Genomic DNA, 22,677 nt, shown 5'->3' on the forward strand with positions numbered 1-22,677 from the left:
CGGGGCGCGGTCAGGCGGCTTCGATGATGTCGCTGGCAGCGCCGCGGGTCGCCGCCGCCCACTCGATGAGCAGTACCTCGTACGCCGCGGACTCCACGGACGACCAGTCCTGCCCGGCTCGTGCGTCCACCAGCGCACGGATCGCCTCGTTCGCCTCGATGGCGGACTGGTGCGTCGGCTGCGCGGCGTGCAGCGGGTCGGAAGAGGGGGAGTGCCGTGGAATTAAGACCATGGGCGCTATCTTACGGCCGCCCACTGACACAGCCCGAACAATTGTGGCCCCCAGGCGTGAACGTGACCGATTGCACTCGCTGTCGCCGACCGGTTCCGCTCCGGGGTCGAGGGGTTGACGCCCGGTCAGAGTTCGCGTCGCATGCAGATCCTCGGCCAGCGGTCCAGGCCGTGTTCCGCCTCCTCCGCCCTGATCTTCCTTAGCCCGTCGGTGAGTTCGGCCTCCGCGAGCGTACGGAAGCCGAGGCGCGTGTAGTACGGCGCGTTCCACGGGACATGGGAGAACGTCGTCAGGGTGAGGGCGGCGAGCCGCCGGTCGCCCGCCCAGCCGGCCACGTGGTCGATGAGCGCGCGGCCCACGCCGCGCCGGGCGGCGGACGGATGGACCGAGACCTGCTCGACATGGGCCGCGCCGTCGACCTCGTCGGCGATCAGGTAGCCGATGGGGCGGTCGTCGGATTCGACGGCCACCCAGGCGCGGCCGGCGCTGCGGTAGTCGTCCAGCAGGTCGAGGGGTGGCGGGTCGTCGTCCGAGACGGCGGACATACCGAGGGTGCGGAACGGTTCGCCGGCGGCGCGTTCGATCTCCTGGAGCAGCGGGAGATCGGTGCGGCGGGCGGGACGGATACGCATGCCGCCAGTATGGCGTCGGCGGCCTGTGCGCGGGGGCGGAGGCGTCGGATTGCCGGCCCGCGGGCGCCCGTTCGAGCACTGTCCCCCGCTTCACTTGGTGTCCGCCCGGCCCGGCACGCGCCATGCCTGCCGCGCACGGCGCATCAGGGGAGGCGGGCGATGGGCATCAGGGATCGCGGAATCCGGAAAGCCGGGTCTTCGTGGTGGAGCCCGAGCCGGAGGCGGATCCGGGGATCGGGCTCGGTCTCGCGCGGCCCGGTTCCGTCGTGGACGGGCCGGACCGCGTAGGGCTCCTTGGCGGGCCGTCAAGCACAACAAACGCCCGCCGAGGGTGATACCGCTGGTACTGAGGGGGCGTGTGGAGGCGTTTGTCGATTCCCACGCGACCCCAATGTCATCTGTGGCGCATGCAGCCGATTGGCTACCTTCTGTAGCGAGCTGATTGCACATGGCGACATAGGGGTCGGTGTGTGCAGCAGCGGGATCGGAGAGACGAACGTGAAAACTTGCAAGCGGTGGGCTGTGGGCCTGGGAGCCGTCGCGACCAGTGCCGCTCTGATGTCGGGCTCATTCAGCCCGGCCGTCGCCAGCGACTCCGCGGGGGCAGCCCCGCGGTCCGTCGTCGCCAGGCAGATGACCCTGAGACTGGCCGCGGCTCCGGGCCAGCTTGCCAACGTACAGGGAGCGGCCCAGGGCAACGGCGTCCCGATCATCCAGTACCCGTGGTCCGGTACGACCAACGAGCGCTGGGAAGCGAATGCGGTCGGGGGCGCCTACTACCGGTTCAGGTCCGTCAGCAGCGGCAAATGCCTCAACGTCAACGGCGGCGGTAACGCCAACGGGGCCCAGATCATCCAGTACACCTGCGGCCACGCCGACAACGAACTGTGGAGGCTCGTGCCCAAGGGCATCGGTTACCAGATCGTCGCCAAGTCCAGCAACAAGTGCCTCAATGTCGCTGGGGGAGTAGGCGTCGGACGCCCCCTCATCCAGTACGACTGCGTTGCCCAGGGCGCGACCAACGACGTCTGGCTGCCCGTCTGGGAGCCCAACAACCTCTGAGTCCTCGCGGAGGTCCGTGGGGCAGGCGTTGACACCGTGTGGCTGGGTTCTCCTTCGGGGGACCCAGCCACATTCGGTCGTGGACGGCGGACGACGGACAGCGCGAAGATCTGGCACGCCGCTGGTCGCACGGATCGATCCGTGGGGCGGCCGGCGGGGCGCCGCGGGCGACCGCGTACCGGCTGCTCCTCTGTGACGTGCCTGCCAGGCCGCCGATTCGGCTCTCCCCGCCGTCGCGGGCAGCCGCCGAGGGCCAACCGTGTGACCTGCCCAGCTCCACGGGAAGAGGAGTACCGCTGCCTCGGCCTGCCGTGCCTATCGTGAAGAGACACACCAGCGGCGGCGTCGAGGCGGGGCAGACGTGACGGAACCGGAGATCGATTACGCAGCGGTGTTCCAGGCCCTGCCCGGTGCGGTGGCGCTGCTGACCCCGCAGCTGGTCTACGCGGACGTCAACGAAGAGTTCTTGCGCGTGATGGGCCGCACCCGCAGCCAAGTCATCGGCCGCTACCTGCGCGACGATTTTGTCCACAGACCGACCGACCCCGGCGCGGCCGTGGTGCGCAGCATCGAGGCGTCACTGCGGCGGGCGACGGAAACCGGTGAGCGCGACACCATGGAGCTGCAGCGCTACGACATGGGGGATCCCGACCGGCCCGGGGTGCTGGGCGAGCGCTACTGGACCATGATCAACATTCCCGTTCTCGGTTCGGACGGGCGGGTGACGCTCCTGATGCACCGCGTGGAAGAGGTCACCGAACTCATCCGCGCTCGCGTGGTGGCGCTGAGCCTGCAGGAGGCGATGCTGCCCGCCCTCCGCCGGGTCGGGCGCCACCCGGCGGCCGCACGCTACCGGCCCGCCATCGACGCGCTGGACGTGTGCGGTGACTGGTACGACCTGGTCGAACTGCCCGGCGACCGCATCGCGGTCGCCGTCGGCGACGTCGTCGGCCACGGCCTGCCTGCGGCCCAGGTGATGGGGCAACTGCGCAGCGCGCTCAGCGCCGCCTCCCGCGTCACCGAAGGCCCCGCCCGTGCCCTGGAAGCCCTCGGGCTGTACGCCCGCTCGGTCGACGGCGCCGAGAACACCACCGTGGCCAACACGTTCATCGACTGGAACACCCACACCATCACCTACAGCAGCGCGGGCCACCCTCCGCCGGCCCTCCGGCACGGGGACGGAACCGTCGAGTTCCTGGACCGGGCCACCGACCCCCCGCTCGGCGCCCGCCCCGAACCCGCTCCCCGGCCCCAGGCCACCGCGCCCTTCACCGAGGGGTCCGTCCTCGTGCTGTACACCGACGGCCTGATCGAGCGCCGCCGCGAGGACATCGACACCGGTCTCGCACGGCTCGCCCGCTCCCTGGCCGGCCACCGGACAGCCGACCCCGAAACCCTCGCGGACGCCCTGTTGGCCGACCTGCTCCCGCTCGGCGGCGTCACCGACGACACCGCCCTGGTCATCGTGCAACTTTGACCCGGCCGCCGTGTCCGCAGCAGCATGTTCCAGCTGCCTTGATCACGAGTGCTGCCGACAGCTGCGGGTCCTGATCACGGCAATGACCTCGGGTGCGGTGGAGGTGTCGGGGCTCCACACCACGCACGGCGGTCTTCGGGTGATTGCCTCGCCGCACGGCACCCAAGGACCGGTCCGGCGCCGGGCCGGACCGTGCCCGAGCCGCTCCGCTGTCAGGACGCTCCGGCGCCTTGCGGCGCGCCGCACCGGTCGCTGCGGGGGCCGTCCTTCGGGCGGACGGCGATACTCCGCGGACACCCTCAGGCCCCCGTGGAGAGCAGCTCGTCCGCCGGGCCGTTCACCGGCTGCGGGGTCCCGGTGAGGTCCATCACGAAGAGCGGGATACCGAGCCCGTCGGCGCGCGCCCTGGCGTCCTGCGCATACCCCGCCAGCGAGAAGAAGACACTGGTCACCGATGCGTTGAGGGCGTTCAGCCAGAGACATTCGACGTCGCGCAGGGTGATCGGCCGGGTGGTCGAGTCGACCTGGGCGATCAGTCCGGCGGCGCGCAGATCGATCCGGGACGAGGGCCGCTTCGCCGGCATGTCGACATCGCGGTAGCCCAGCCACCGCAGATACATCGCGGCGGCGGTGACCGCGTCGCGGCCGGTGCGGATCGTCATCGGCCGGAACGGCGGGCGGGGCGTGGGCGCCGTACGCGGCAGCGGGATGTGGGTCGGCCGGACCCCGTCCGCCGGGTCGGCGCCGGCCGCCGTGACGGGTCTGACCGGGATCCGCAGCACCGTCCCGCACGGGCAGCACAGCTCCGGCTGCGGCCACTGGTCGTGGCGCCCGCAGGCGCGGCAGCGCACGGTCACCCAGTCGTCGATCCAGGTGCGGTGCGTGATCGGCTCGGGCGCGGCGCCGCGCCGCATCGGGGCGGCGGTGGGCGACCCGCACGGGCACGGGTAGACCGGTGTGAGGTACGCGTGCTCGCGGTGGCAGGCCGGGCAGCGTACCGGCACGGACTCCACCGTGGCCTCCCTCCGGCACCGCTGCCGCCCCCGGTTCCTGTCTTCGGGCGCGTCGGCGCTCCGTGGCCGTCACCGTCCGACCGCGCCTCGTGCCCCCATGCTCCACCAGGAGTGGGGCGCGGGGGAGTGACTTGGAGGATTCGCGGCTCTTCCGGCACCGCGTGGCAGCGGCCCGGTGCCCTCTCTTGACGGCCGACGAGCCGCCGCCTAGATTGCTTCCGTATAGCAGAAATTAACTTCCGTAATTCGGAATTGGTGCTCTCAGGTGGCGCGACGGAGCCCGACTCCACCAGGCCCGAGCAGGAGTACTCAAATGCCTCGAATGACCGCTGCCCGAGCGGCAGTTGAGATCCTCAAGCTGGAAGGCGTCAGCCACGCGTTCGGCGTGCCGGGAGCGGCGATCAATCCCTTCTACGCGGCGCTCAAGGCCGGCGGTGGCATCGACCACACCCTGGCCCGCCATGTCGAGGGCGCGTCCCACATGGCCGAGGGCTACACCCGGAGCAGGGCCGGCAATATCGGCGTCTGCATCGGTACGTCGGGACCCGCCGGCACGGACATGATCACCGGGCTCTACTCGGCGATCGCCGACTCCGTCCCGATTCTCTGCATCACCGGCCAGGCGCCGGTGGCCAAGCTCCACAAGGAGGACTTCCAGGCCGTCGACATCGCGTCGATCGCCAAGCCGGTGACCAAGGCCGCGACGACCGTCCTGGAGGCCGCGCAGGTGCCCGGCGTCTTCCAGCAGGCCTTCCATCTGATGCGCTCGGGCCGCCCGGGTCCGGTCCTCATCGACCTGCCCATCGACATCCAGCTGACCGAGATCGAGTTCGACCCGGAGACGTACCAGCCGCTGCCTGTCTACAAGCCGGCCGCGTCCCGTGCCCAGATCGAGAAGGCGATCGGTTTCCTGCTCGCCGCCGAGCGCCCGGTGATTGTCGCCGGTGGCGGCATCATCAACGCCGGCGCCTGCGAACTCCTCGTCGAGTTCGCCGAGCTGACCGGCACGCCGGTCATCCCGACGCTGATGGGCTGGGGCATCCTCGCCGACGACCACGAGCTCAACGCCGGGATGGTCGGCCTCCAGACCTCGCACCGCTACGGCAACGCGAACTTCCTGGAGTCGGACTTCGTCCTCGGCATCGGCAACCGCTGGGCCAACCGCCACACCGGCGACCTGGCCGTCTACACCAAGGGCCGGAAGTTCGTCCACGTCGACATCGAGCCCACTCAGCTCGGCAAGATCTTCCCGCCGGACCTCGGTATCGCCTCGGACGCCCGGGCCGCGCTGGAACTCTTCGTCGAGGTGGCCAAGGAGCTCAAGGCCGCGGGCAAGCTGCCGGACCGCAGCGCCTGGGCCGCCTCCACCCAGGAGCGCAGGGCGAAGCTGCAGCGCCGCACCCACTTCGACCAAGTGCCGCTGAAGCCGCAGCGGGTGTACGAGGAGATGAACCGGACCTTCGGGCCGGAGACCCGCTACGTCACCACGATCGGCCTCTCCCAGATCGCCGGCGCGCAGATGCTGCACGTCTACCGGCCGCGCCACTGGATCAACTGCGGCCAGGCCGGCCCGCTCGGCTGGACCATCCCGGCCGCGCTGGGTGTCGCCACCGCCGACCCCGAGGGCCAGGTCGTCGCGCTCTCCGGGGACTACGACTTCCAGTTCATGCTGGAGGAACTGGCGGTCGGTGCGCAGCACAACATCCCGTACGTGCATGTCCTGGTGAACAACTCCTACCTGGGGCTGATCCGCCAGGCGCAGCGCAACCTGGACATCAACTTCCAGGTCAACCTGGAGTTCGAGAACATCAACTCCCCGGAACTGGGCGTCTACGGCGTCGACCACGTCAAGGTCGTCGAGGGGCTGGGCTGCAAGGCGATCCGGGTCACCGAGCCGGACCGGCTGCTGCCCGCGTTCGAGGAGGCCAAGAAGCTGGCCGCCGAATTCCGCGTCCCGGTGGTCGTCGAGGCGATCCTGGAGCGCATCACCAACATCTCGATGAGTGGCGCCGGGATCGACGCCGTCAACGAGTGGGAGGACATTGCCACCGAGCCGGGCCACGCCCCGACGGCGATCCGCCCGTTCGTCGCGAGCTGACGCACCACTCCTCGGTACGTCTCCCAGGTGGGGGCGGATCACCGGAACCCGGTGATCCGCCCCCACCTGCCCGTCCTGGCCAGGCCGAACACGGCCGACGCCCCTACCCGTAGTACTTCAGAGCTACGCGGAAGGTGCACTCCACGGGTGGACGCCGACGACACGGTCCGCTCCCTAGCTTCTGTACCGGAAGCACGACCGACATCCGGTACGGAAGGACCGTCCACTTATGGCGCCCCGTCAGCCCAGGAGCCGCCCCCGCACGCGCCGCCTCTTCACGAGCCCGCGCGGCGCCCGTACCCTCCTCGCAGCCCTCGTCATCGCCGCGGTCACCGTGCCCTTCTCGGGCGCGGCCCTCCCCTCCGCCGTCCCGGCGCCCGCCCCCGCCGCTCTCGCCCCGCTGCGCGCGACCCCCGCCGCCCTGGACGAGCGGTACGCCGTCAACCGCGGTTCCATCCGGGCGGCCGAACGGATGGCCACCGGCCACGGCGACCGGAAGCGGGCGGTCGCGCTGAGCGAACTGGCCGACCCGGCACGCCACTTCCTCTCCTTCGACGGCCGCGAAGGCGGCCGCGGCGTCGAGGTCTTCGGTGATCTGTCCACGGCGCGCCGGATCGCGGTGCTGGTTCCGGGCGCGGGCATCAATGTCGACAAGTACTGGCGGCTGAGGGCCGGTGGTGTCGCGCTCCAGCGGGAGCTCGGCGAGGGATCGGCGGTCATCGGCTGGCTCGGGTACGCAACGCCTGCCACGGTGAGCCCGGAAGCGGTGACGTCCGGCCTGGCCGAGCATGCAGCCCCCGAACTACGCGCATTCCTGGGCGAGTTGAAGAAGTCCAAACCGTCCGCCCGGATCACGCTGCTCTGTCACTCCTACGGATCCATCGTCTGCGCCAAGGCCGCGTCCGGACTGGAGGTCGCGGGCATCGTCCTGTACGGCAGCCCCGGCACCGGCGCGCGAAGCGTCGCCGCGCTGCACACCCCGGCCACCGTCTGGGCGGGCCGGGGCGGCAGCGACTGGATCGCCGACGTACCGCACGAACAGCTCCGACTTCCGTTCGTCACCCTCGGGTTCGGGACCGACCCGGTCTCGCCCGGGTTCGGTGCCCGGCACTGCGCGGCGGGCGACGGCGGCCACAGCGACTACCTGAAGCCCGGCTCCTTGTCCCTGAAGAACCTCGCCCGGATCGTCTCCGGCCTGACCCCTGCCGAGGAGGGCCGCCATGCGTGAACTCGTCCGGCGGATCGACGCAGCCACCCCGCCCGACCGCGACCGGGCTGTGGACGCCCTGCGCGCCCTCGCCATCCTGGGTGTGGTGCTCGGCCACTGGCTGGTCACCGCACTGATCGCCGACACCGGCACGGTGCGCGCCGCCAGCCCCCTTCAGCACATGCCCGAACTGATCCCGGTCTCCTGGCTGTTCCAGACCCTCGCGGTCTTCTTCCTCGTCGGCGGACAGATGGCCGCGAAGAGCTACGCCTCCGCCCGCGCCCGCGGCACCACGTACGGGCAGTGGCTCGGCGCCCGGACGCTCCGGCTGTTCCGGCCGGTCGCCGCCGTGTTGGTGGTGTGGACCGTGATAGCGGGCGCGCTGCTCGCCTCCGGGGTGGGCACGGAGACCGTGCACGCGCTGCTCAAGCTGGTGCTGTCACCGCTGTGGTTCCTGCTCGTCTTCACGGCACTGACCGCGGTCACCCCGCTGGTCTCCAGGCTCCATCCGCTCTGGCCGCTCGCCGTCGTGCTCCACGTCGACCTGATCCGGTTCGGACTGGGCGGGCCCGCCTGGCTCGGATGGATCAATGTGGCGGCCGGCTGGCTGGTTCCGTACTGCCTGGGCGCGACCTGGGCCCGCGGCGGCCTGCACAGCCGGGCCACCGGATGGGCGCTGCTGCTGGTCGGCGCCGCGGCCACCGCCGGCCTCGTTCTGTGGGCCGGCTACCCCGCGTCCATGGTCGGGGTGCCGGGCAGCAGGATCTCCAACCTCGACCCGCCCACCCTCGCGGCCGTCACCTTCGGTCTCGCCCAGTGCGGTGCGGCCCGGCTGCTGCTCGGCCCGCTGCGGCGGGTCCTGCGCCGCCCCGCGGCGTGGGCGGCGGTGGCGCTGGTCAACCTTTCTGCGATGACGGTCTTCCTCTGGCACCAGACCGCGATGATGGCGGTCACCGCCATCGGGCTGCTCGCGGGAGAGGCACTGCCGGGACTGCACACCGTGCCCAGGGATTCGGGCTGGGTGCTCGCCCGTCTGGCGTGGCTGCCGGCGTTCGCCGTGGCGCTGCTGGTCTGCTGGGCGGCGTTCCGTAAGTACGAGGAGGGGCCGTCGCGACGCGGGAAGGGGCGGATCGTCCGCGAGAACCGTCCCACCAGGCCCTCGGTGATGAACCGTGTCTAAGGTGGTCCGGATGACGTGGAAATCAGTGGAGGGCAAGGGGCGGTGGAAGGCTGCCCTGCGGGGGGCGCCGCGCGTCCTGTTCGAGGATCTGACGACGCCCGCCGACCCGCTGCCGGACATGGGCCAGCCCGGATGGCCGGTCTGGCGGCCGGTGTTCGCGATGCTGCTGGTCATCTGCGCGACCTTCCTCACCGTGTTCCATGTGAACGAGATGAGTCCGGTCGACGGCGGCGGCATCCCCAGGTACGTGGTGCTGCTGGGCATCGCCCACGGGGCGGCGCTCGTCGCCGCGATGTTCCGCCCGGTGTCGGCCTGGTGGGCGTCGACCGTCCTCATGGTCGTCACCGTGCGGCTCAACGAGTCCGATATGAGCGGGGACCAGTTGTTCCCATGGAACGTTGCCGGGCTCGTGCTCCAGTGCGGAGTGCTCTTCCTGCTGGCGCTGCGGGTCCCGCCCCGCCGCGCGGCCGGCGCGCTGGTGATCACTCTCCTCGCCGGACTGGCCTGCACCGTCTTCACCACCACGCCGCACAACTACGACATCGACCGCTCCACTCCGGTCCTGATCGCCGCCGTGGTACTCGGCGCCGCGCTGCGCGGCCTGCGGATGGCCCGCACCCAGCTCGTCGTCCAGGAGGAGCTCACCGCCGGGGAGCGGGCCCGGCGCACCCTCCTGGAGGAGCGCAACCGCATCGCCCGCGAGCTGCACGACGTGGTCGCCCACCACATGTCGGTGATCTCCATCCAGGCGCAGGTCGCCCCGCACCTGGTCGAGAACCCGTCCGACGAGCTGCGGGAGAACCTCGCGGGCATCCGGCAGAATGCCGTCGAGGCACTCACCGAACTGCGCCATGTGCTCGGCGTACTCCGCTCCGAGGACGCCCTGTCGCAAGAGGTGAGGCACACCCCGCAGCCCACACTCGACCGGCTCGGCGAACTGGTCGCCAATGTGCGCGGCGCCGGGCTCACGGTCACCACCGCCACCACCGGTGCGCCGCGCGTGCTGCCGCCCGGTGTCGAGTTGTCGGCCTTCCGGATCGTCCAGGAGGCGCTCAGCAACGCGATGAGGCATGCCCCTGGCGCACAGGTGCGGGTGGAGACGGCCTACGGGACGACCGGGCTGACCGTCCGGATCACCAACACCGCGCCCGACGGGCCGGCCGCGCCCTCACAGTCCATGGGGCACGGGCTGCTGGGGATGCGCGAACGCACCGCCATGCTGGGCGGCGAACTCGCGGCCGGGGCGACACCGGACGGCGGCTACGAGGTCACGGCTATCCTGCCGGTGGGCGCCCCTGCCCTGGCCACCGAATCTGCCGAGGACACCCCGTGACGACCATTCGCGTACTCATCGCCGACGACCAGATGATGGTTCGTCAGGGCTTCACGGTGCTGCTCGACGCCGAACCCGGCATCGAGGTCGTCGGTCAGGCGGTGGACGGCCTCGACGCCGTCGCCAAGGTCGCCGAACTCGCCCCGGACGTCGTACTGATGGACGTCAGGATGCCCGTGCTCGGCGGCATCGAGGCGACCCGCCGCATCACGTCACCGCCCGGCGCCCGGATCAAGGTACTCATCCTGACCACCTTCGATCTCGACGAGTACGTGTACGAGGCGCTCCGCGCGGGCGCGTCCGGCTTTCTCCTCAAGGATGCGTCGATCGAGGAACTGGCCCATGCGGTCAGGGTCGTGGCGTCCGGTGACGCGCTGCTCGCCCCGAACATCACCAAGCGGCTGATCGCCGAGTTCTCCCGGATGACCGCCGCCCCCCGGGCGCCGCTGAAGGACCGCGTCGGTCATCTGACGGAACGCGAGACAGAGGTGCTGTCCCTGATCGCGCAGGGTCTGTCGAACGCGGAGATAGCCCAGTTGCTGGTGGTGGCGGAGCAGACCGCGAAGACCCATGTGAGCCGGATCCTGGCCAAACTGGGGCTGCGCGACCGGACGCAGGCCGCGGTCTTCGCCTATGAGACGGGCCTGGTGCGCCCGACCGGCTACTGACGTACATGAAGGGCGGGAGCGCGGAACCGTCCGCGCCCCCGCCCCAGGGTGGTGACCGCCCGACGGCGGGAGGCCGGCGCGACCGTTTCGTTCGCGCCGCCGGGCGGAGTTCTGCAGGCTGAGAGGGTGGTTGAGCCGGGACCGCGGCGGCGCGCGATGGGCGGCCGGGTCCGCTCTCTCAGGTCGAGAGCGGCCGTCGGCTGCCTTCACCACCGCACTGGCTCGCACGCTGCCGCGGTCCTCGGACGCGTCCGTCCCGCCGGACACCCCTCAGGGCCGGCCGGACGGACAGCGCAGGGGACATGACCTCCCGTCGCATCCCCTGCGCGGTCTCGGTGATATGGGGGTGGTCCGGCCCTGATCCGCCGGACAACCCCTACGGCAGGGCCTAGTCCTCGCGCAGAGCGCGGACAGCTTCCTCGACGCGCTTGCCGTAGTCGGCGTCGGCGGCGTGGAAGTGCGCGAGGTTCTTCTCGATCACGTCGTCGCGGGTGACCTGGGAGAGGCCTCCGGCGATGTTGGCGACCAGGCGGCCCTTCTCGTCCTCGGACATCAGCCGGTAGAGCTCGCCCGCCTGGAAGAAGTCGTCGTCCTTGGTGTGGGCGGGCGCCGCGTGGGTGCCGGTCCAGCCGTGGATCGCCAGGGGGGCGGAGAGCGCCGCGCCGGTCTGGGCGGGGCCGGCGTACGAGTTGGGCTCGTAGTTCTTGTCGTGGCGTGCGCCGTTGCGGGTGGCGTGCAGACCGTCGCGGCCGTAGTTGTCGACGACGGCGGTCCGCGGGGCGTTCACCGGGAGCTGGGTGTGGTTGACGCCCAGCCGGTAGCGGTGCGCGTCGGCGTAGGCGAACAGGCGGCCCTGGAGCATCTTGTCCGGGGAGGGGCCGATGCCGGGCACGAAGTTGTTCGGGGAGAACGCGGCCTGCTCGACCTCGGCGAACACGTTGTCCGGGTTGCGGTCCAGGACCAGCCGGCCCACGCGCTGCAGCGGGTAGTCACTGTGCGGCCACACCTTGGTGAGGTCGAACGGGTTGAAGCGGTAGTCGGCGGCCTCGGCGGCCGGCATGACCTGCACGTAGAGGGTCCAGGACGGATTCACGCCCCGCTCGATGGCCTGCAGCAGGTCCGTCTGGTGCGAGGTGCTGTCCTTGCCCGCGAGCTCGGCGGCCTGCTCGCTCGAGAGGGAGCGCACGCCCTGGTTCGTCTTGAAGTGGTACTTGACGAAGAAGGCCTCGCCCTCGGCGTTCGTCCACTGATAGGTGTGCGAGCCGTAGCCGTTCATGTGGCGGTACGAGGCAGGGATGCCCCGGTCGCCCATCAGCCAGGTCACCTGGTGCGTCGCCTCGGGGGCGTGCGCCCAGAAGTCCCAGACGTTGTCCGGCTCCTGACGGCCCGTGAACGGGTCGCGCTTCTGCGAGTGGATGAAGTCGGGGAACTTGATCGGGTCCTTGATGAAGAAGACCGGGGTGTTGTTGCCGACCAGGTCGTAATTGCCCTCGTCCGTGTAGAACTTGAGCGCGAAGCCGCGTGGGTCGCGTACGGCGTCGGCGCCGCCGAGCGAGTCGGCGACCGTCGAGAACCGGATGAACGTCTCGGTGCGCTTGCCGACGGCGGAGAGGAAGTCGGCCCGGGTGAAGCCGGTGACGTCGTCGGTCACCTCGAAGTAGCCGTACGCGCCGGAACCGCGGGCGTGGACCACGCGCTCCGGGATGCGTTCCCGGTTGAAGCGCGCGAGCTTCTCCAGCAGGTGCTGGTCCTGGAGGAGGATCGGGCCACCGACGCCGGCGGTGGCGGAGTTCTGGTTGTCGGCGACCGGGGCGCCTGACTCGGTCGTAAGCACACGCTGCGTCATGGTGTCGGGGCGACCTTCCGTACGGGAGCTGCTGAACTGCGACGCCCTGGGGGCTCCAGGAGCGTAAGTACGCTCCGAACCGAACGTCAACAGTTTGTTGAAATTGCGAGTGGGGTGTTCCGGATGGCGCCGACGCCTGGGCGCGACAGGACAGGTGTCAGCGCCGGCGCCATCCGGAAGTCTGTGGGGCGGTCGGTCAGGCCTGGACGGGCTGACCCGAGAGGCGCTCGACCGCGCGCAGCAGGGCCGAGTGGTCCAGGCCGCCGTCGCCCTGCGCGCGGAGCGAGGCGACGAGCTGGGCGACCACGGCGCCGACGGGCAGCGCGGCACCGACACTACGGGCGGCGTCGGTGACGATGCCCATGTCCTTGTGGTGCAGGTCGATCCGGAAGCCCGGCGCGAAGTCCCGGCCCAGGAAGTTGTCCTTCTTCCGGGTCAGTACGGTCGAGCCGGCCAGTCCGCCGGCCAGGACGTCGAGCGCGGCGGCGAGATCGACCCCGGACTTCTCCAGGAAGACGACGGCCTCGGCGCAGGCCTGGATGTTGACCGCGACGATCAGCTGGTTGGCGGCCTTCACCGTCTGGCCGGAGCCGTGCGGGCCGCAGAGCACGATGGTCCGGCCGAGGGCCTGCAGGATCGGCTGCGCGGCGTCGAAGTCGGCCTGCTCGCCGCCGACCATGATCGACAGCACGGCTTCGATCGCCCCGGCCTCGCCACCGGAGACCGGGGCGTCCAGGACGCGGATGTCCTTCTCCTTCGCGTTCTTCGCGAGGTCGACGGAGGTCTGCGGGGTGATCGAGGACATGTCGATCAGCAGGGCGCCCGGCTTCGCGTTCGCCAGGATGCCCTCGGGGCCGTACGCGATGGCCTCGACGTGCGGGGACGCGGGCACCATCGTGATGACGACATCGGCGTCCCGGACCGCCTCGGCGATCGAACCCGCGCCGTGCCCGCCGGCCGCCGCCAGCCGGTCGATCTTGTCCTGCTCCAGGGTGTATCCGGTGACGTCGTAACCGGCCTTGATCAGGTTTTCGGACATGGGGGAGCCCATGATGCCGAGTCCGATCCACGCAACCTTGGGGAGGTTGTTGCTCATGAGGGGGTGCCTTCCTGAAAACGTGTGTACGAGGGGGAGTCCGACACCCTCAGCGAGCTGCTCGGGCCTCGGCCGGGAGCCAGGCGAAGGACTCGGCGCTCGGCCGGTCGCCGGGCTTGTACTCCAGGCCGACCCAGCCGTCGTAACCGGCCTTCGTCAGCTCGTCGAGGAGTTGCTCCAGCGGCAGGGAGCCGGTGCCGGGCGCGCCGCGCCCCGGGTTGTCGGCGATCTGGACGTGGCCGGTCCGGTCGGCGTACGCGGCGATGACCTGGCTGAGGTCCTCGCCGTTCATCGACAGGTGGTACAGGTCCAGCAGGAATTTCGCATTGCTGAGCCCCGTCGCGGCGTTGACCTTGTCGACGACCTCGATTCCGGCCGGTGCGCTCACCAGCGGGTAGCGCGGCGACTCCGGCTCGTTCAGGGTCTCGATCAGCAGGACCGCCCCGATCCGGCCGGCCGCGCGGGCGGCCAGGACCAGGTTCTCCAGGGCGAGCTCGTCCTGCACGGCCGGGTCCACGCCGTCGACGCGGTTGCCGTACAGCGCGTTGAGCGCCTTGCAGCCGACCGAGGCGGCGAAGTCGGCCGCAACCTCGATATTGGCGCGGAAGCGGTCCGACTCCGGGCCGGGCACGGAGAGTGCGCCGCGGTCGGGGCCGGGAAGCTGTCCGGCGTAGAAGTTCAGCCCCACCAGCTGCGTGCCCGCGTCGTCGAGTGCCTTCTTGAGGGCGTCGAGTTCGCTCTGCGGCGGGGTGGGGGTCTCGATCCAGGGCCACCACAGCTCGACCGCCGTGAAGCCCGCCACGGCAGCGGCGGCGGGGCGCTCCAGGAGCGGGAGTTCCGTGAAGAGGATCGAAAGGTTCACATCGAAGCGCTGATCCGGGTATCCCATGAGGGTGCGCTCCTTCCGTATTGCGGAAGTTAGTTTCTGCTGAACGGAAGATTGCACGGGGGTTGGTCGGGCTGTCAAGGGGGTGCCCGGAATTCGGTCCGGTCGGGGCTCGTCCTGACGCGCAGAAGGCGGGGCGGACACGCTCGGGCCGTCCACCCCGCCTGTTGCTCTCCGCTTGCCGGGCTGCCTGGCGGGCAGCGTGCACGGCGACACCGGCCGCTCCGTGGCGGGTCGCTCCCTGATCCGGCCTGAGCCGAACGAAAAGTCCTTGGTGGTCCGTTAGGGTCGGGGCCGAGCCGCGGGCCCCTGGGCGCGGCGAGCACATGATGGAGGCACAGTGCGCTTGAGAGTGGAGTTCACCACCGAGCCCTTCGATCTCGACGAGGCACCCGCCCACGCGGTGGTGGCCCGCGAGGTGATCCAGACGGCCGAGCTGGACGCCGTGGATGTCGGCCCCTTCGGCAATACGGCGGAGGGCGGCGCCGACGCGGTGCTCGCCGCGGTGGACTCCCTGCTGCGCAAGGCCCTGGAGTCCGGTGCCACCCGGGTGTCGCTCCAGGTCAACGTCATCGGGGAGGATCTGAAGTGACCGAACCGGCGGACCACCCCCTCGTCACCGCGGTCAAGCCGCTCGTCGACGCCATGGGCGCCGAGCTGGTCGGCCCCGAGGACGCCGGGATCGACGACGTCGTGCTGGCCTGGGAGGGCGAGGACGTCATAGCTGTACGGCTGCCGCAGCTCTCGGACTCGCTCGACCACATTCTGGCGGCCCTGGAGCGGCGGCACGGCATGCCGCTCGCTGAGCTGGACCGCAAGGCCAAACAGTCGCTCGTGCGGACCCTGGAGGCGCGGGGTGCCTTCTCGGTGCGGCACGGCGTGGAGACGGTGGCCGGGGCGCTGGGGGTCAGCCGCTTCACTGTCTACAACTATCTCAACCGGGAAAATGCTGCCAAAGGTGAGTAGTTGAGCGAAGGTCGCGGAAGTACGCGGAAGGCCGTTGCCCGGATCGCCGGGCGGCGGCCTTTGACGTTCGCGGAATTTCAACAAAGTGTTGACGTGGTGTTGTGGAGGGCGTTAGCTATCCGCAGCCCGACCAACGCACAGCGAAAAAAGCCACGGAGGCTCCCGTGACTCTGAGCTCCACACCGGGCCTCGCCCGGTTCAACACCCTGGCGGACGACGAGGCCACCACCGCGTTGCACGAGGTGTGTGCCAGTGCGGCATGGGGAAGAGCGATCCTCTCCCGGCGCCCCTACACCACCGCAGAAGCCCTTCTCGCCACCAGCGATGCCGCCATGGCCGAGCTGACCCGTGAAGATCTGGCCGACGCGATGGCCGGCCACCCCCCGATCGGCCGCCCGGCCCCCGGGGACCCGACCTCCTCCCGCGAACAGCGGGGGATGGCCGACGCCACCGAGGAGCTCAAGGCCGAGATGCTCGAACTGAACCTGGCCTACCAGGAGCGGTTCGGACATGTCTTCCTGATCTGCGCCACCGGTGCCACCGGCGAGCAGATGCGCGACGCGGTGAAGTCCCGGATCGGGAACTCGCCCGAGCAGGAGCGCGAGATCGTGCGCACCGAGCTGGGCAAGATCAATCGCATCCGGCTGACCCGTCTCGTAACCGAAGGAGAGTGACGGTCTTGAGCACCGACACCACCGCATCGGTGTCCACGCACGTCCTGGACACCAGCATCGGCCGCCCCGCCGCAGCCGTCGCCGTCACGCTCGCCGCCCGCAGTGGCAGCGACGCGCCGTGGGTGACGCTCGGCGGCTCCGCGACCGACGCGGACGGGCGATGCAAGGACCTGCCGGCGCTGCCGGAGGGCACCACCCATGTACGTCTCGACTTCGAGACCGAGGCGTACTTCTTCAACCAGCAAGCCGAGGCGCAGCAGGACGCCCCCCGCGTAAGGGACAGCGGTGCGTTCTTCCCGGAAGTGGCGATCACCTTCGCCGTGGTACCGGGCGAGCACTATCACGTACCGCTGCTGCTCAACCCGTTCGGCTACTCCGTATACCGAGGGAGCTAGCAGACATGCCCACGATTCTCGGCCAGAACCAGTACGGCAAAGCAGAGAACCGCGTCGTCAAGATCACGCGGGACGGCGACACCCACCACATCAAGGACCTGAACGTCTCGGTCGCCCTCTCCGGCGACATGGACGACGTCCACTACTCCGGCTCCAACGCCAACGTCCTGCCGACCGACACCACCAAGAACACGGTGTACGCGTTCGCCAGGGAGCACGGCATCACGTCCGCCGAGCAGTTCGGCATCCACCTCGCCCGTCACTTCGTGATGTCGCAGGAGCCGATCCACCGGGCGCGCATCCGTATCCAGGAGTACTCCTGGGAGCGCATCGCCACCTCGGACAACAACTCCAGGTTCATAGGCTCGGACGAGGTCAACCACTCCTTCGTCCGCAAGGGCCAGGAGCTGCGCACCACCCAGATCACCTACGACGGCGAGAACTGGCAGGTCATCTCGGGACTCAAGGACCTCACGGTCATGAACACCACCCACTCGGAGTTCTGGGGTTACGTCAAGGACAAGTACACGACGCTCAAGGAGGCGTACGACCGCATCCTGTGCACCGACGTCGCTGCCGTTTGGCGTTACAACTGGACCAGCGACGACGACCGGATGCCCAACTGGGAGAAGTCGTACGAGCAGGCCAGGAAGCACATCCTGCAGGCCTTCGCCGAGACGTACTCCCTCTCGCTGCAGCAGACCCTCTACCAGATGGGATCGAGGGTCATCAACAGCCGCAGCGAGATCGACGAGATCCGCTTCTCCCTGCCGAACAACCACCACTTCCTGGTGGACCTGGAGCCCTTCGGCCTCAAGAACGAGACCGCCGACGGCGCTGTCTACTTTGCGGCGGACCGCCCGTACGGACTCATCGAGGCCACCGTGCTGCGGGACGGCACAGAGCCGCAGATCCCGGTCGACATGACCAACCTCTGACGCGGCCCTGAGCCGGTCCCCGCCCGCCGACGGGCGGGGACCGGCCGACCCGGAGGGAAACCCCATGGCACAGCCTGCAACGGGCCCGGCAGCAGAAGGCCCCTGCACCGCACCACCGGAGAACTCCGTGCATCCGGTGGACGAAAAGCTTTCCCCCTCGCGGCTCGTCCCCGCCGCGCTCCAGCACATCGCCGCCATGTACGCGGGCGTCGTCACCCCTCCGCTCATCATCGGCCAGGCCGCCGGCCTGGACCCGGCCGGCATGACCCGGCTGATCGCGGCCAGTCTGCTGATCGCCGGACTCGCCACCCTGGTCGCCGTGGCGCTCGGCGCGGGCATCATCCCGCTCGCCGCGCCCGCCTTCTACGCCGGATTTCCGTCCTGGGCGCAGACCGTGCTGGGCTCCGGGATCAGTGCGGGAACGCTGGCAGCGGTCCTGCTCAACCTGTTCTTCCACCATCTCGGCACCCACAGCCGCACGGCTGTGGCACTCAAATCCTCCTAGGGTCCTGCCGTGCCCACCTCACCGGAGAGAGAAGAAGGAAGCGCCATGGCAGCCCCTGACCGTGTGGACCGCATCGTCATCGAGAACTGTTCGATCGCGACCGTCGACGCCGACGACACCGAGTACGCCTCGGGCCATGTCGTCGTCGCGGGCAACCGCATCGAGCACGTAGGCGCCGGCCGGGCCCCCGAGGGGCTGGAGAACGTCGTACGACGCGTCGACGGCGCCGGGCACCTCGTCACCCCCGGCCTGATCAACACCCACCACCACTTCTACCAGTGGATCACCCGGGGCCTGGCCACCGATCACAACCTCTTCGACTGGCTGGTCGCCCTCTACCCGACCTGGGCGCGTATCGACGAGCCGATGGTCCGCGCCGCAGCGCAGGGCTCGCTCGCGATGATGGCCCGCGGCGGTGTCACCACCGCCATGGACCATCACTACGTCTACCCGCAGGGCTCCGGCGACCTGTCCGGCGCCATCATCGGAGCCGCCCGCGACATGGGCGTACGTTTCACCCTCGCCCGCGGTTCCATGGACCGCAGCCAGAAGGACGGCGGACTGCCGCCGGACTTTGCCGTCGAGACGCTCGACGGTGCGCTCACCGGCACCGAGGCGGCCATCGACGCGCATCATGACGGCTCCTTCGACGCCATGACGCAGATCGCCGTCGCCCCCTGCTCGCCTTTCTCCATCTCCACCGAACTGCTCCGTCAAGGAGCCGAGCTGGCCCGCCGCCGCGGGGTCCGGATGCACACCCACGGCTCGGAGACCGTGGAGGAGGAGAAGTTCTGCCACGAGCTGTTCGGCATGGGTCCGACCGACTACTTCGAGTCGACGGGCTGGCTCGGCGACGACGTATGGATGGCCCATTGCGTCCATATGAACGACTCCGACATCGCCGCGTTCGCCCGCACCGGCACCGGCGTCGCGCACTGCCCGTCCTCCAACGCCCGCCTCGCGGCAGGCATCGCCCGGGTCCCCGACATGCTGGCCGCGGGTGTCCCCGTCGGCCTCGGTGTCGACGGCACGGCCTCCAACGAGTCCGGTGAACTCCACACCGAACTGCGCAACGCCCTCCTCATCAACCGCCTCGGCGCCCACCGCGAAAAGGCACTGAACGCCCGTCAGGCCCTGCGTCTGGGAACGTACGGCGGCGCCCAGGTCCTCGGCCGCGCGGACCAGATCGGCTCCCTGGAGGTCGGCAAGCTCGCCGACCTGGTGCTCTGGAAGCTGGACACGCTCGCGCACGCCTCCATCGCCGACCCGGTCACCGCGCTCGTCTTCGGCGCCGCCGCCCCCGTCACCCTCTCCCTCGTCAACGGGAAGACGGTCGTCGAGGGCAACCACCTGACCACGGTGGACGAGGACGCCATCGCCCGCGCCACCCGCGACGAGGCGCGCCGCCTCGCGCAGATCGCCGCCGGGGCCTGACGGCTCCGGGGCACCTCCCCCAGAACAGCCGGCCGGAGGGGGACGGCCCTCGGCCGGCCGCCGTGGACCCGAGCGGGGTCCGCGGCAGCCGGTCCGGCGCACACGCACTCAGAAGTGCGCGTTCGCCGGACCGGTGACCAAAGCTGCCGCACCAGCTGCACAACCTGCACCAACGCACCACCTCCCTGACACCCACGTCGCCTTGACGTGTACCCGACCGGAGGAACCGCCGTGGCAGCACAGCCCAGGTTTCGCAACGACGCAGTCGCAGTTCCCGACCAGCAGCCCGTACCGGACGACCCGCAGGTCGCCGGCGGCAAGCATCCGGTCGACGAGACCCTCCCCCCACTGAAGATGTTCACCAGCGGACTGCAGCATGTGGCCGCGATGTACGCAGGCGTGGTGGCCCCGCCCATGATCGTGGGACCCGCAGTCGGACTCACCGCCAAGGAGACCGCCTTCCTGATGGGGGCGAGCCTCTTCACCGCGGGCATCGCCACCCTGCTCCAGACCCTCGGCTTCTGGCGCATCGGCGCCCGGCTGCCGTTCGTCAACGGCGTCTCGTTCGCCGGGGTGACGCCGATGATCGCGATCGGCAAGGACCGCGGACACGACGGCATCGCCGTCATCTTCGGCGCGATCCTCGTGGCCAGCCTCCTCGGCTTCGTGCTCGCCCCCTACTTCTGCAAGCTGGTCCGCTTCTTCCCGCCCGTCGTCACCGGGACCGTCATCACCCTGATCGGCGTCTCACTGCTGCCGGTCGCCTTCAACTGGTCCCAGGGCGGCAACGCGACGGCCGACGGCTACGGGTCGACGACCAACATCTCCATGGCCGCCGTCACCCTGGTCATCGTCCTCGCCCTGCGCAAACTGCTGCGCGGCTTCCTGCAGCAGATCGCGATCCTGCTCGGTCTGGTCGCCGGTACCCTGATAGCGATCCCGGTCGGCATCACCGACTTCGGCGCGATCAAGGACGCCGACCTGGTCGGCTACCCGACCCCGTTCCACTTCGGGGCACCGCAGTTCGAGATAGCCGCCATCGTCTCGATGTGCATCGTGATGCTCGTCTGCATGACCGAGTCCACCGCCGACATGCTGGCCCTCGGCAAGATCGTCGGCCGACCGGCGGACGAACGGACCATCGAGGGCGGTCTGCGCGCCGACACCCTCGGCAGCGCCGTGAGCCCGCTCTTCAACGGCTTCATGTGCAGCGCCTTCGCGCAGAACATCGGCCTGGTCGCGATGACCAAGGTGCGCAGCCGGTTCGTCGTCGCCGCGGGTGGCGTCATCCTGATCGTGCTCGGTCTGGTCCCCGTGGCCGCGTCCGTCATCGCGCTCGTCCCGCTGCCGGTGCTCGGCGGTGCGGGCATCGTGCTCTTCGGCTCGGTCGCCGCGAGCGGCGTCCAGACGCTGGCCACCGCCGCCCTGGAGAAGGGTGAGAACGCGCTGATCGTCGCGGCCGCCGTCGGCATCGGACTGATCCCGATCGCCGCGCCGGAGTTCTATCACGCGTTCCCGAAGGACCTCCTCGTCGTCCTGGACTCGGGGATATCCACCGGGTGCGTCGTGGCGATCGTCCTCAACCTGGCCTTCAACCACCTGGGCGAGAAGCCGGAGACGGAGGACGAGGAGGAGCCCTCCGTCCCGGCGACGGCACCGGTGGGCGCGCACTGAGCGCGTCCGGTACGGCGCTGTGGCGCGCACGGCGGGAGCCGTACGCGCCACCGGCGTACTCCGGGCAGGTCCGGGCGGGACTCAGCCGATGTGGTAGCTGTCGCCGTACACCTTCCAGGCGGGCGGCGGATCCAGGTTCAGATTGCCCTTCTTCAGAAAGACCCGCTGGGCGGTGTCCACCCGGCTGGTGTCCGAGTGGGCCTCGTCCTGCCGCATCGCCCAGACCCGCGCGTCCAGGAAGGCGTTGAGGTAGGTCACCTCGTCGCCGCCCTGCGACGGCGGCTTCGCCCTGGCGAGCGCGCGCTTGCGGATGGAGCCGAAACTGGTGCTTTCGTCGCCGTCGCCGTGCATGACGATGGCGTCGTAGTACACGAACTGGCCGAGCGTGCCGATGCCGTCGGCCTTCGCCCGATCGACCGCCGGGTTGAAGTACGCCCGGTCCCGTTCGTCGTTCTGCGCCTGCTTGAAGGCCGGGTCCGACGCCGCGGTCGCCCAGTCCTCGGCGAAGTCCGGGTCGAGGCCGTCGTGCGAGTCGGTGCCGTTCACCTCCCGCAGAGCGGGCAGATACTTCGCGAGGACGTTGCCCGGCTTGCGCTGGGTGTACAGCTCGACGAGGTCGAGCATGTCGCCGGTGCCGGAGCAGAAGCCGATGATGCCCGCGGTGTAGCCGCAGCCGTCGCCGACGTCCTCGATGTATTTGTACTGCGCTTTCCAGTCGAGTGAGGAGTTCTCCGCGCTGGAGACCAGCTGCATGGCGATCTCCTTCTTCGTCGGATTGGCCAGCCCGGTTGCGGCAGCCGCCTGCCGGGTGGCGGAGACCTCCTGGCGCACGGCCGGATGCGTGGGGGCACTGGCGTGGGCGGTGGTGGGTGCCGCCGTGAAGGTCACCCCGAATGCGGCCAGCGCGAGCCGTACGGGGCGAGTGTTGCGACGTGCGGCGTGCTTATGTCGAGCGGGCACCATTCCTCCAAAGGGAGTTCGTCGTTCCGTGTTCCGCTAGGAAGCTTTCCTACCAGAGTGGAGTGAGAGTTCGGAGTGGAGTGAGAGTCGTGCACTCCTTCGGCGCAAGCATGTTGAGTTCGGCTCCGGCTACGGAAAGGCCCCGCACCACGCGCCGGACGCGCGGTGCGGGGTCGTACGGGTTGGCCTGTGGATCAGGGGCGGACACCCTCTGGCCGATGGCTGTCAGCAGTTGAGGCGGGCCACGTGGATCCATGCGCCCGTGGGGCCGCCCCGCAGACCACCCATGGCTCAATGTCTATTCCGCTAGGGCCTGTTCCGGGTTGAGATCACTCGGTGGGGCGGAGGCTGCGGATCCAGATGAGGGAGCCGCGTAGGTGGAGCCCTGCGAGGTAGCTGGC

Annotated in this window: 22 protein-coding genes; 15 read left to right on the top strand and 7 right to left on the bottom strand. The window is 70.0% G+C overall.

Annotation, left to right across the window (positions count from 1 at the left end; genetic code table 11):
* Positions 1–10: 10 nt before the first annotated feature.
* Together AB0915_RS23100 and AB0915_RS23105 are read right to left on the bottom strand one after the other, a co-directional pair.
* A complete protein-coding gene (locus AB0915_RS23100) occupies positions 11–232 on the bottom strand; it encodes a hypothetical protein (protein ID WP_366692881.1) in 222 nt (73 codons plus the stop codon).
* A 125-nt stretch (positions 233–357) separates the two neighbouring features.
* Positions 358–864 (bottom strand): GNAT family N-acetyltransferase, encoded by a 507-nt coding sequence (locus AB0915_RS23105; protein WP_366692882.1) that lies wholly within the window; start codon positions 862–864, stop codon positions 358–360.
* Positions 865–1,422: 558 nt separating this feature from the next.
* Between AB0915_RS23105 and AB0915_RS23110 the strand changes: the two genes are divergently transcribed.
* Complete coding sequence (locus AB0915_RS23110; protein WP_366692883.1) at positions 1,423–1,926, top strand: RICIN domain-containing protein; 504 nt, start codon at positions 1,423–1,425, stop codon at positions 1,924–1,926.
* A 361-nt stretch (positions 1,927–2,287) separates the two neighbouring features.
* Positions 2,288–3,403 (top strand): SpoIIE family protein phosphatase, encoded by a 1,116-nt coding sequence (locus AB0915_RS23115; protein WP_366692884.1) that lies wholly within the window; start codon positions 2,288–2,290, stop codon positions 3,401–3,403.
* Between the two features lie 299 nt (positions 3,404–3,702).
* Here AB0915_RS23115 and AB0915_RS23120 read toward each other — a convergent pair whose 3' ends face one another.
* Entirely contained in the window at positions 3,703–4,416 is a 714-nt protein-coding gene (locus AB0915_RS23120) for a hypothetical protein (protein WP_366692885.1), read from the bottom strand.
* 313 nt (positions 4,417–4,729) lie between these two features.
* Between AB0915_RS23120 and gcl the strand changes: the two genes are divergently transcribed.
* The 5 genes from gcl to AB0915_RS23145 all read left to right on the top strand — a co-directional run bounded on the left by gcl (position 4,730) and on the right by AB0915_RS23145 (position 10,902).
* On the top strand, positions 4,730–6,514 hold the full coding sequence (gene gcl, locus AB0915_RS23125) for a glyoxylate carboligase (protein WP_366692886.1): 1,785 nt from the start codon (positions 4,730–4,732) through the stop codon (positions 6,512–6,514).
* A 229-nt stretch (positions 6,515–6,743) separates the two neighbouring features.
* Positions 6,744–7,742, top strand: a complete 999-nt coding sequence (locus AB0915_RS23130) for an alpha/beta hydrolase (RefSeq protein ID WP_366692887.1) — start codon at positions 6,744–6,746, stop codon at positions 7,740–7,742.
* Positions 7,735–8,901 (top strand): acyltransferase, encoded by a 1,167-nt coding sequence (locus AB0915_RS23135; protein ID WP_366692888.1) that lies wholly within the window; start codon positions 7,735–7,737, stop codon positions 8,899–8,901. The genes AB0915_RS23130 and AB0915_RS23135 overlap by 8 nt, the downstream gene beginning before the upstream one ends.
* 10 nt (positions 8,902–8,911) lie before the next feature.
* Positions 8,912–10,234: a sensor histidine kinase gene (locus AB0915_RS23140; protein WP_366692889.1), complete on the top strand. Its 1,323-nt coding sequence runs from the start codon at positions 8,912–8,914 to the stop codon at positions 10,232–10,234.
* On the top strand, positions 10,231–10,902 hold the full coding sequence (locus AB0915_RS23145; RefSeq protein ID WP_366692890.1) for a response regulator transcription factor: 672 nt from the start codon (positions 10,231–10,233) through the stop codon (positions 10,900–10,902). The genes AB0915_RS23140 and AB0915_RS23145 overlap by 4 nt, the downstream gene beginning before the upstream one ends.
* A gap of 388 nt (positions 10,903–11,290) precedes the next feature.
* On the opposite strand, the gene AB0915_RS23150 is transcribed toward AB0915_RS23145, so the two are convergent.
* From AB0915_RS23150 to AB0915_RS23160, 3 genes are all read right to left on the bottom strand, one after another.
* A complete protein-coding gene (locus AB0915_RS23150) occupies positions 11,291–12,748 on the bottom strand; it encodes a catalase (protein ID WP_366692891.1) in 1,458 nt (485 codons plus the stop codon).
* Positions 12,749–12,944: 196 nt separating this feature from the next.
* A complete protein-coding gene (locus tag AB0915_RS23155) occupies positions 12,945–13,844 on the bottom strand; it encodes a 2-hydroxy-3-oxopropionate reductase (protein ID WP_366692892.1) in 900 nt (299 codons plus the stop codon).
* Between the two features lie 49 nt (positions 13,845–13,893).
* The gene (locus tag AB0915_RS23160; RefSeq protein WP_366692893.1) at positions 13,894–14,733 is read right to left on the bottom strand and encodes a TIM barrel protein; all 840 of its coding nucleotides are present in this window, start codon (positions 14,731–14,733) and stop codon (positions 13,894–13,896) included.
* Between the two features lie 337 nt (positions 14,734–15,070).
* Between AB0915_RS23160 and AB0915_RS23165 the strand changes: the two genes are divergently transcribed.
* From AB0915_RS23165 to AB0915_RS23200, 8 genes are all read left to right on the top strand, one after another.
* Positions 15,071–15,322 carry a hypothetical protein gene (locus AB0915_RS23165; RefSeq protein ID WP_366692894.1) on the top strand — a complete coding sequence of 84 codons (252 nt, stop codon included), beginning with the start codon at positions 15,071–15,073 and terminating at the stop codon, positions 15,320–15,322.
* The gene (locus tag AB0915_RS23170; protein WP_366692895.1) at positions 15,319–15,696 is read left to right on the top strand and encodes a helix-turn-helix domain-containing protein; all 378 of its coding nucleotides are present in this window, start codon (positions 15,319–15,321) and stop codon (positions 15,694–15,696) included. Before AB0915_RS23165 ends, AB0915_RS23170 begins: the two co-directional genes overlap by 4 nt.
* A gap of 164 nt (positions 15,697–15,860) precedes the next feature.
* Positions 15,861–16,370, top strand: coding sequence for a 2-oxo-4-hydroxy-4-carboxy-5-ureidoimidazoline decarboxylase (uraD, locus tag AB0915_RS23175; protein WP_366692896.1), 510 nt, complete (start codon positions 15,861–15,863; stop codon positions 16,368–16,370).
* 5 nt (positions 16,371–16,375) lie between these two features.
* The gene (gene uraH / locus AB0915_RS23180; RefSeq protein ID WP_366692897.1) at positions 16,376–16,765 is read left to right on the top strand and encodes a hydroxyisourate hydrolase; all 390 of its coding nucleotides are present in this window, start codon (positions 16,376–16,378) and stop codon (positions 16,763–16,765) included.
* 5 nt (positions 16,766–16,770) lie between these two features.
* A complete protein-coding gene (pucL, locus tag AB0915_RS23185) occupies positions 16,771–17,703 on the top strand; it encodes a factor-independent urate hydroxylase (protein WP_366692898.1) in 933 nt (310 codons plus the stop codon).
* A gap of 64 nt (positions 17,704–17,767) precedes the next feature.
* A complete protein-coding gene (locus AB0915_RS23190; protein WP_366692899.1) occupies positions 17,768–18,208 on the top strand; it encodes a solute carrier family 23 protein in 441 nt (146 codons plus the stop codon).
* Positions 18,209–18,253: 45 nt separating this feature from the next.
* Positions 18,254–19,642, top strand: a complete 1,389-nt coding sequence (locus AB0915_RS23195; protein WP_366692900.1) for an 8-oxoguanine deaminase — start codon at positions 18,254–18,256, stop codon at positions 19,640–19,642.
* Positions 19,643–19,873: 231 nt separating this feature from the next.
* Positions 19,874–21,316, top strand: a complete 1,443-nt coding sequence (locus AB0915_RS23200) for a nucleobase:cation symporter-2 family protein (RefSeq protein ID WP_366692901.1) — start codon at positions 19,874–19,876, stop codon at positions 21,314–21,316.
* 81 nt (positions 21,317–21,397) lie between these two features.
* Here AB0915_RS23200 and AB0915_RS23205 read toward each other — a convergent pair whose 3' ends face one another.
* The gene (locus tag AB0915_RS23205) at positions 21,398–22,276 is read right to left on the bottom strand and encodes a chitosanase (protein WP_366692902.1); all 879 of its coding nucleotides are present in this window, start codon (positions 22,274–22,276) and stop codon (positions 21,398–21,400) included.
* Positions 22,277–22,677 lie beyond the last annotated feature (401 nt).

The sequence above is a fragment of the Streptomyces sp. NPDC048411 genome, from assembly GCF_040704695.1.
Lineage (GTDB): Bacteria > Actinomycetota > Actinomycetes > Streptomycetales > Streptomycetaceae > Streptomyces.

Coding starts and splice junctions, on each gene's coding strand:
- AB0915_RS23100 (WP_366692881.1), bottom strand. CDS start 232: ATGGTCTTAATTCCACGGCACTCCCCCTCTTCCGACCCGCTGCACGCC.
- AB0915_RS23105 (WP_366692882.1), bottom strand. CDS start 864: ATGCGTATCCGTCCCGCCCGCCGCACCGATCTCCCGCTGCTCCAGGAG.
- AB0915_RS23110 (WP_366692883.1), top strand. CDS start 1,423: ATGTCGGGCTCATTCAGCCCGGCCGTCGCCAGCGACTCCGCGGGGGCA.
- gcl (WP_366692886.1), top strand. CDS start 4,730: ATGCCTCGAATGACCGCTGCCCGAGCGGCAGTTGAGATCCTCAAGCTG.
- AB0915_RS23130 (WP_366692887.1), top strand. CDS start 6,744: ATGGCGCCCCGTCAGCCCAGGAGCCGCCCCCGCACGCGCCGCCTCTTC.
- AB0915_RS23135 (WP_366692888.1), top strand. CDS start 7,735: ATGCGTGAACTCGTCCGGCGGATCGACGCAGCCACCCCGCCCGACCGC.
- AB0915_RS23140 (WP_366692889.1), top strand. CDS start 8,912: ATGACGTGGAAATCAGTGGAGGGCAAGGGGCGGTGGAAGGCTGCCCTG.
- AB0915_RS23150 (WP_366692891.1), bottom strand. CDS start 12,748: ATGACGCAGCGTGTGCTTACGACCGAGTCAGGCGCCCCGGTCGCCGAC.
- AB0915_RS23155 (WP_366692892.1), bottom strand. CDS start 13,844: ATGAGCAACAACCTCCCCAAGGTTGCGTGGATCGGACTCGGCATCATG.
- AB0915_RS23160 (WP_366692893.1), bottom strand. CDS start 14,733: ATGGGATACCCGGATCAGCGCTTCGATGTGAACCTTTCGATCCTCTTC.
- pucL (WP_366692898.1), top strand. CDS start 16,771: ATGCCCACGATTCTCGGCCAGAACCAGTACGGCAAAGCAGAGAACCGC.
- AB0915_RS23190 (WP_366692899.1), top strand. CDS start 17,768: ATGGCACAGCCTGCAACGGGCCCGGCAGCAGAAGGCCCCTGCACCGCA.
- AB0915_RS23195 (WP_366692900.1), top strand. CDS start 18,254: ATGGCAGCCCCTGACCGTGTGGACCGCATCGTCATCGAGAACTGTTCG.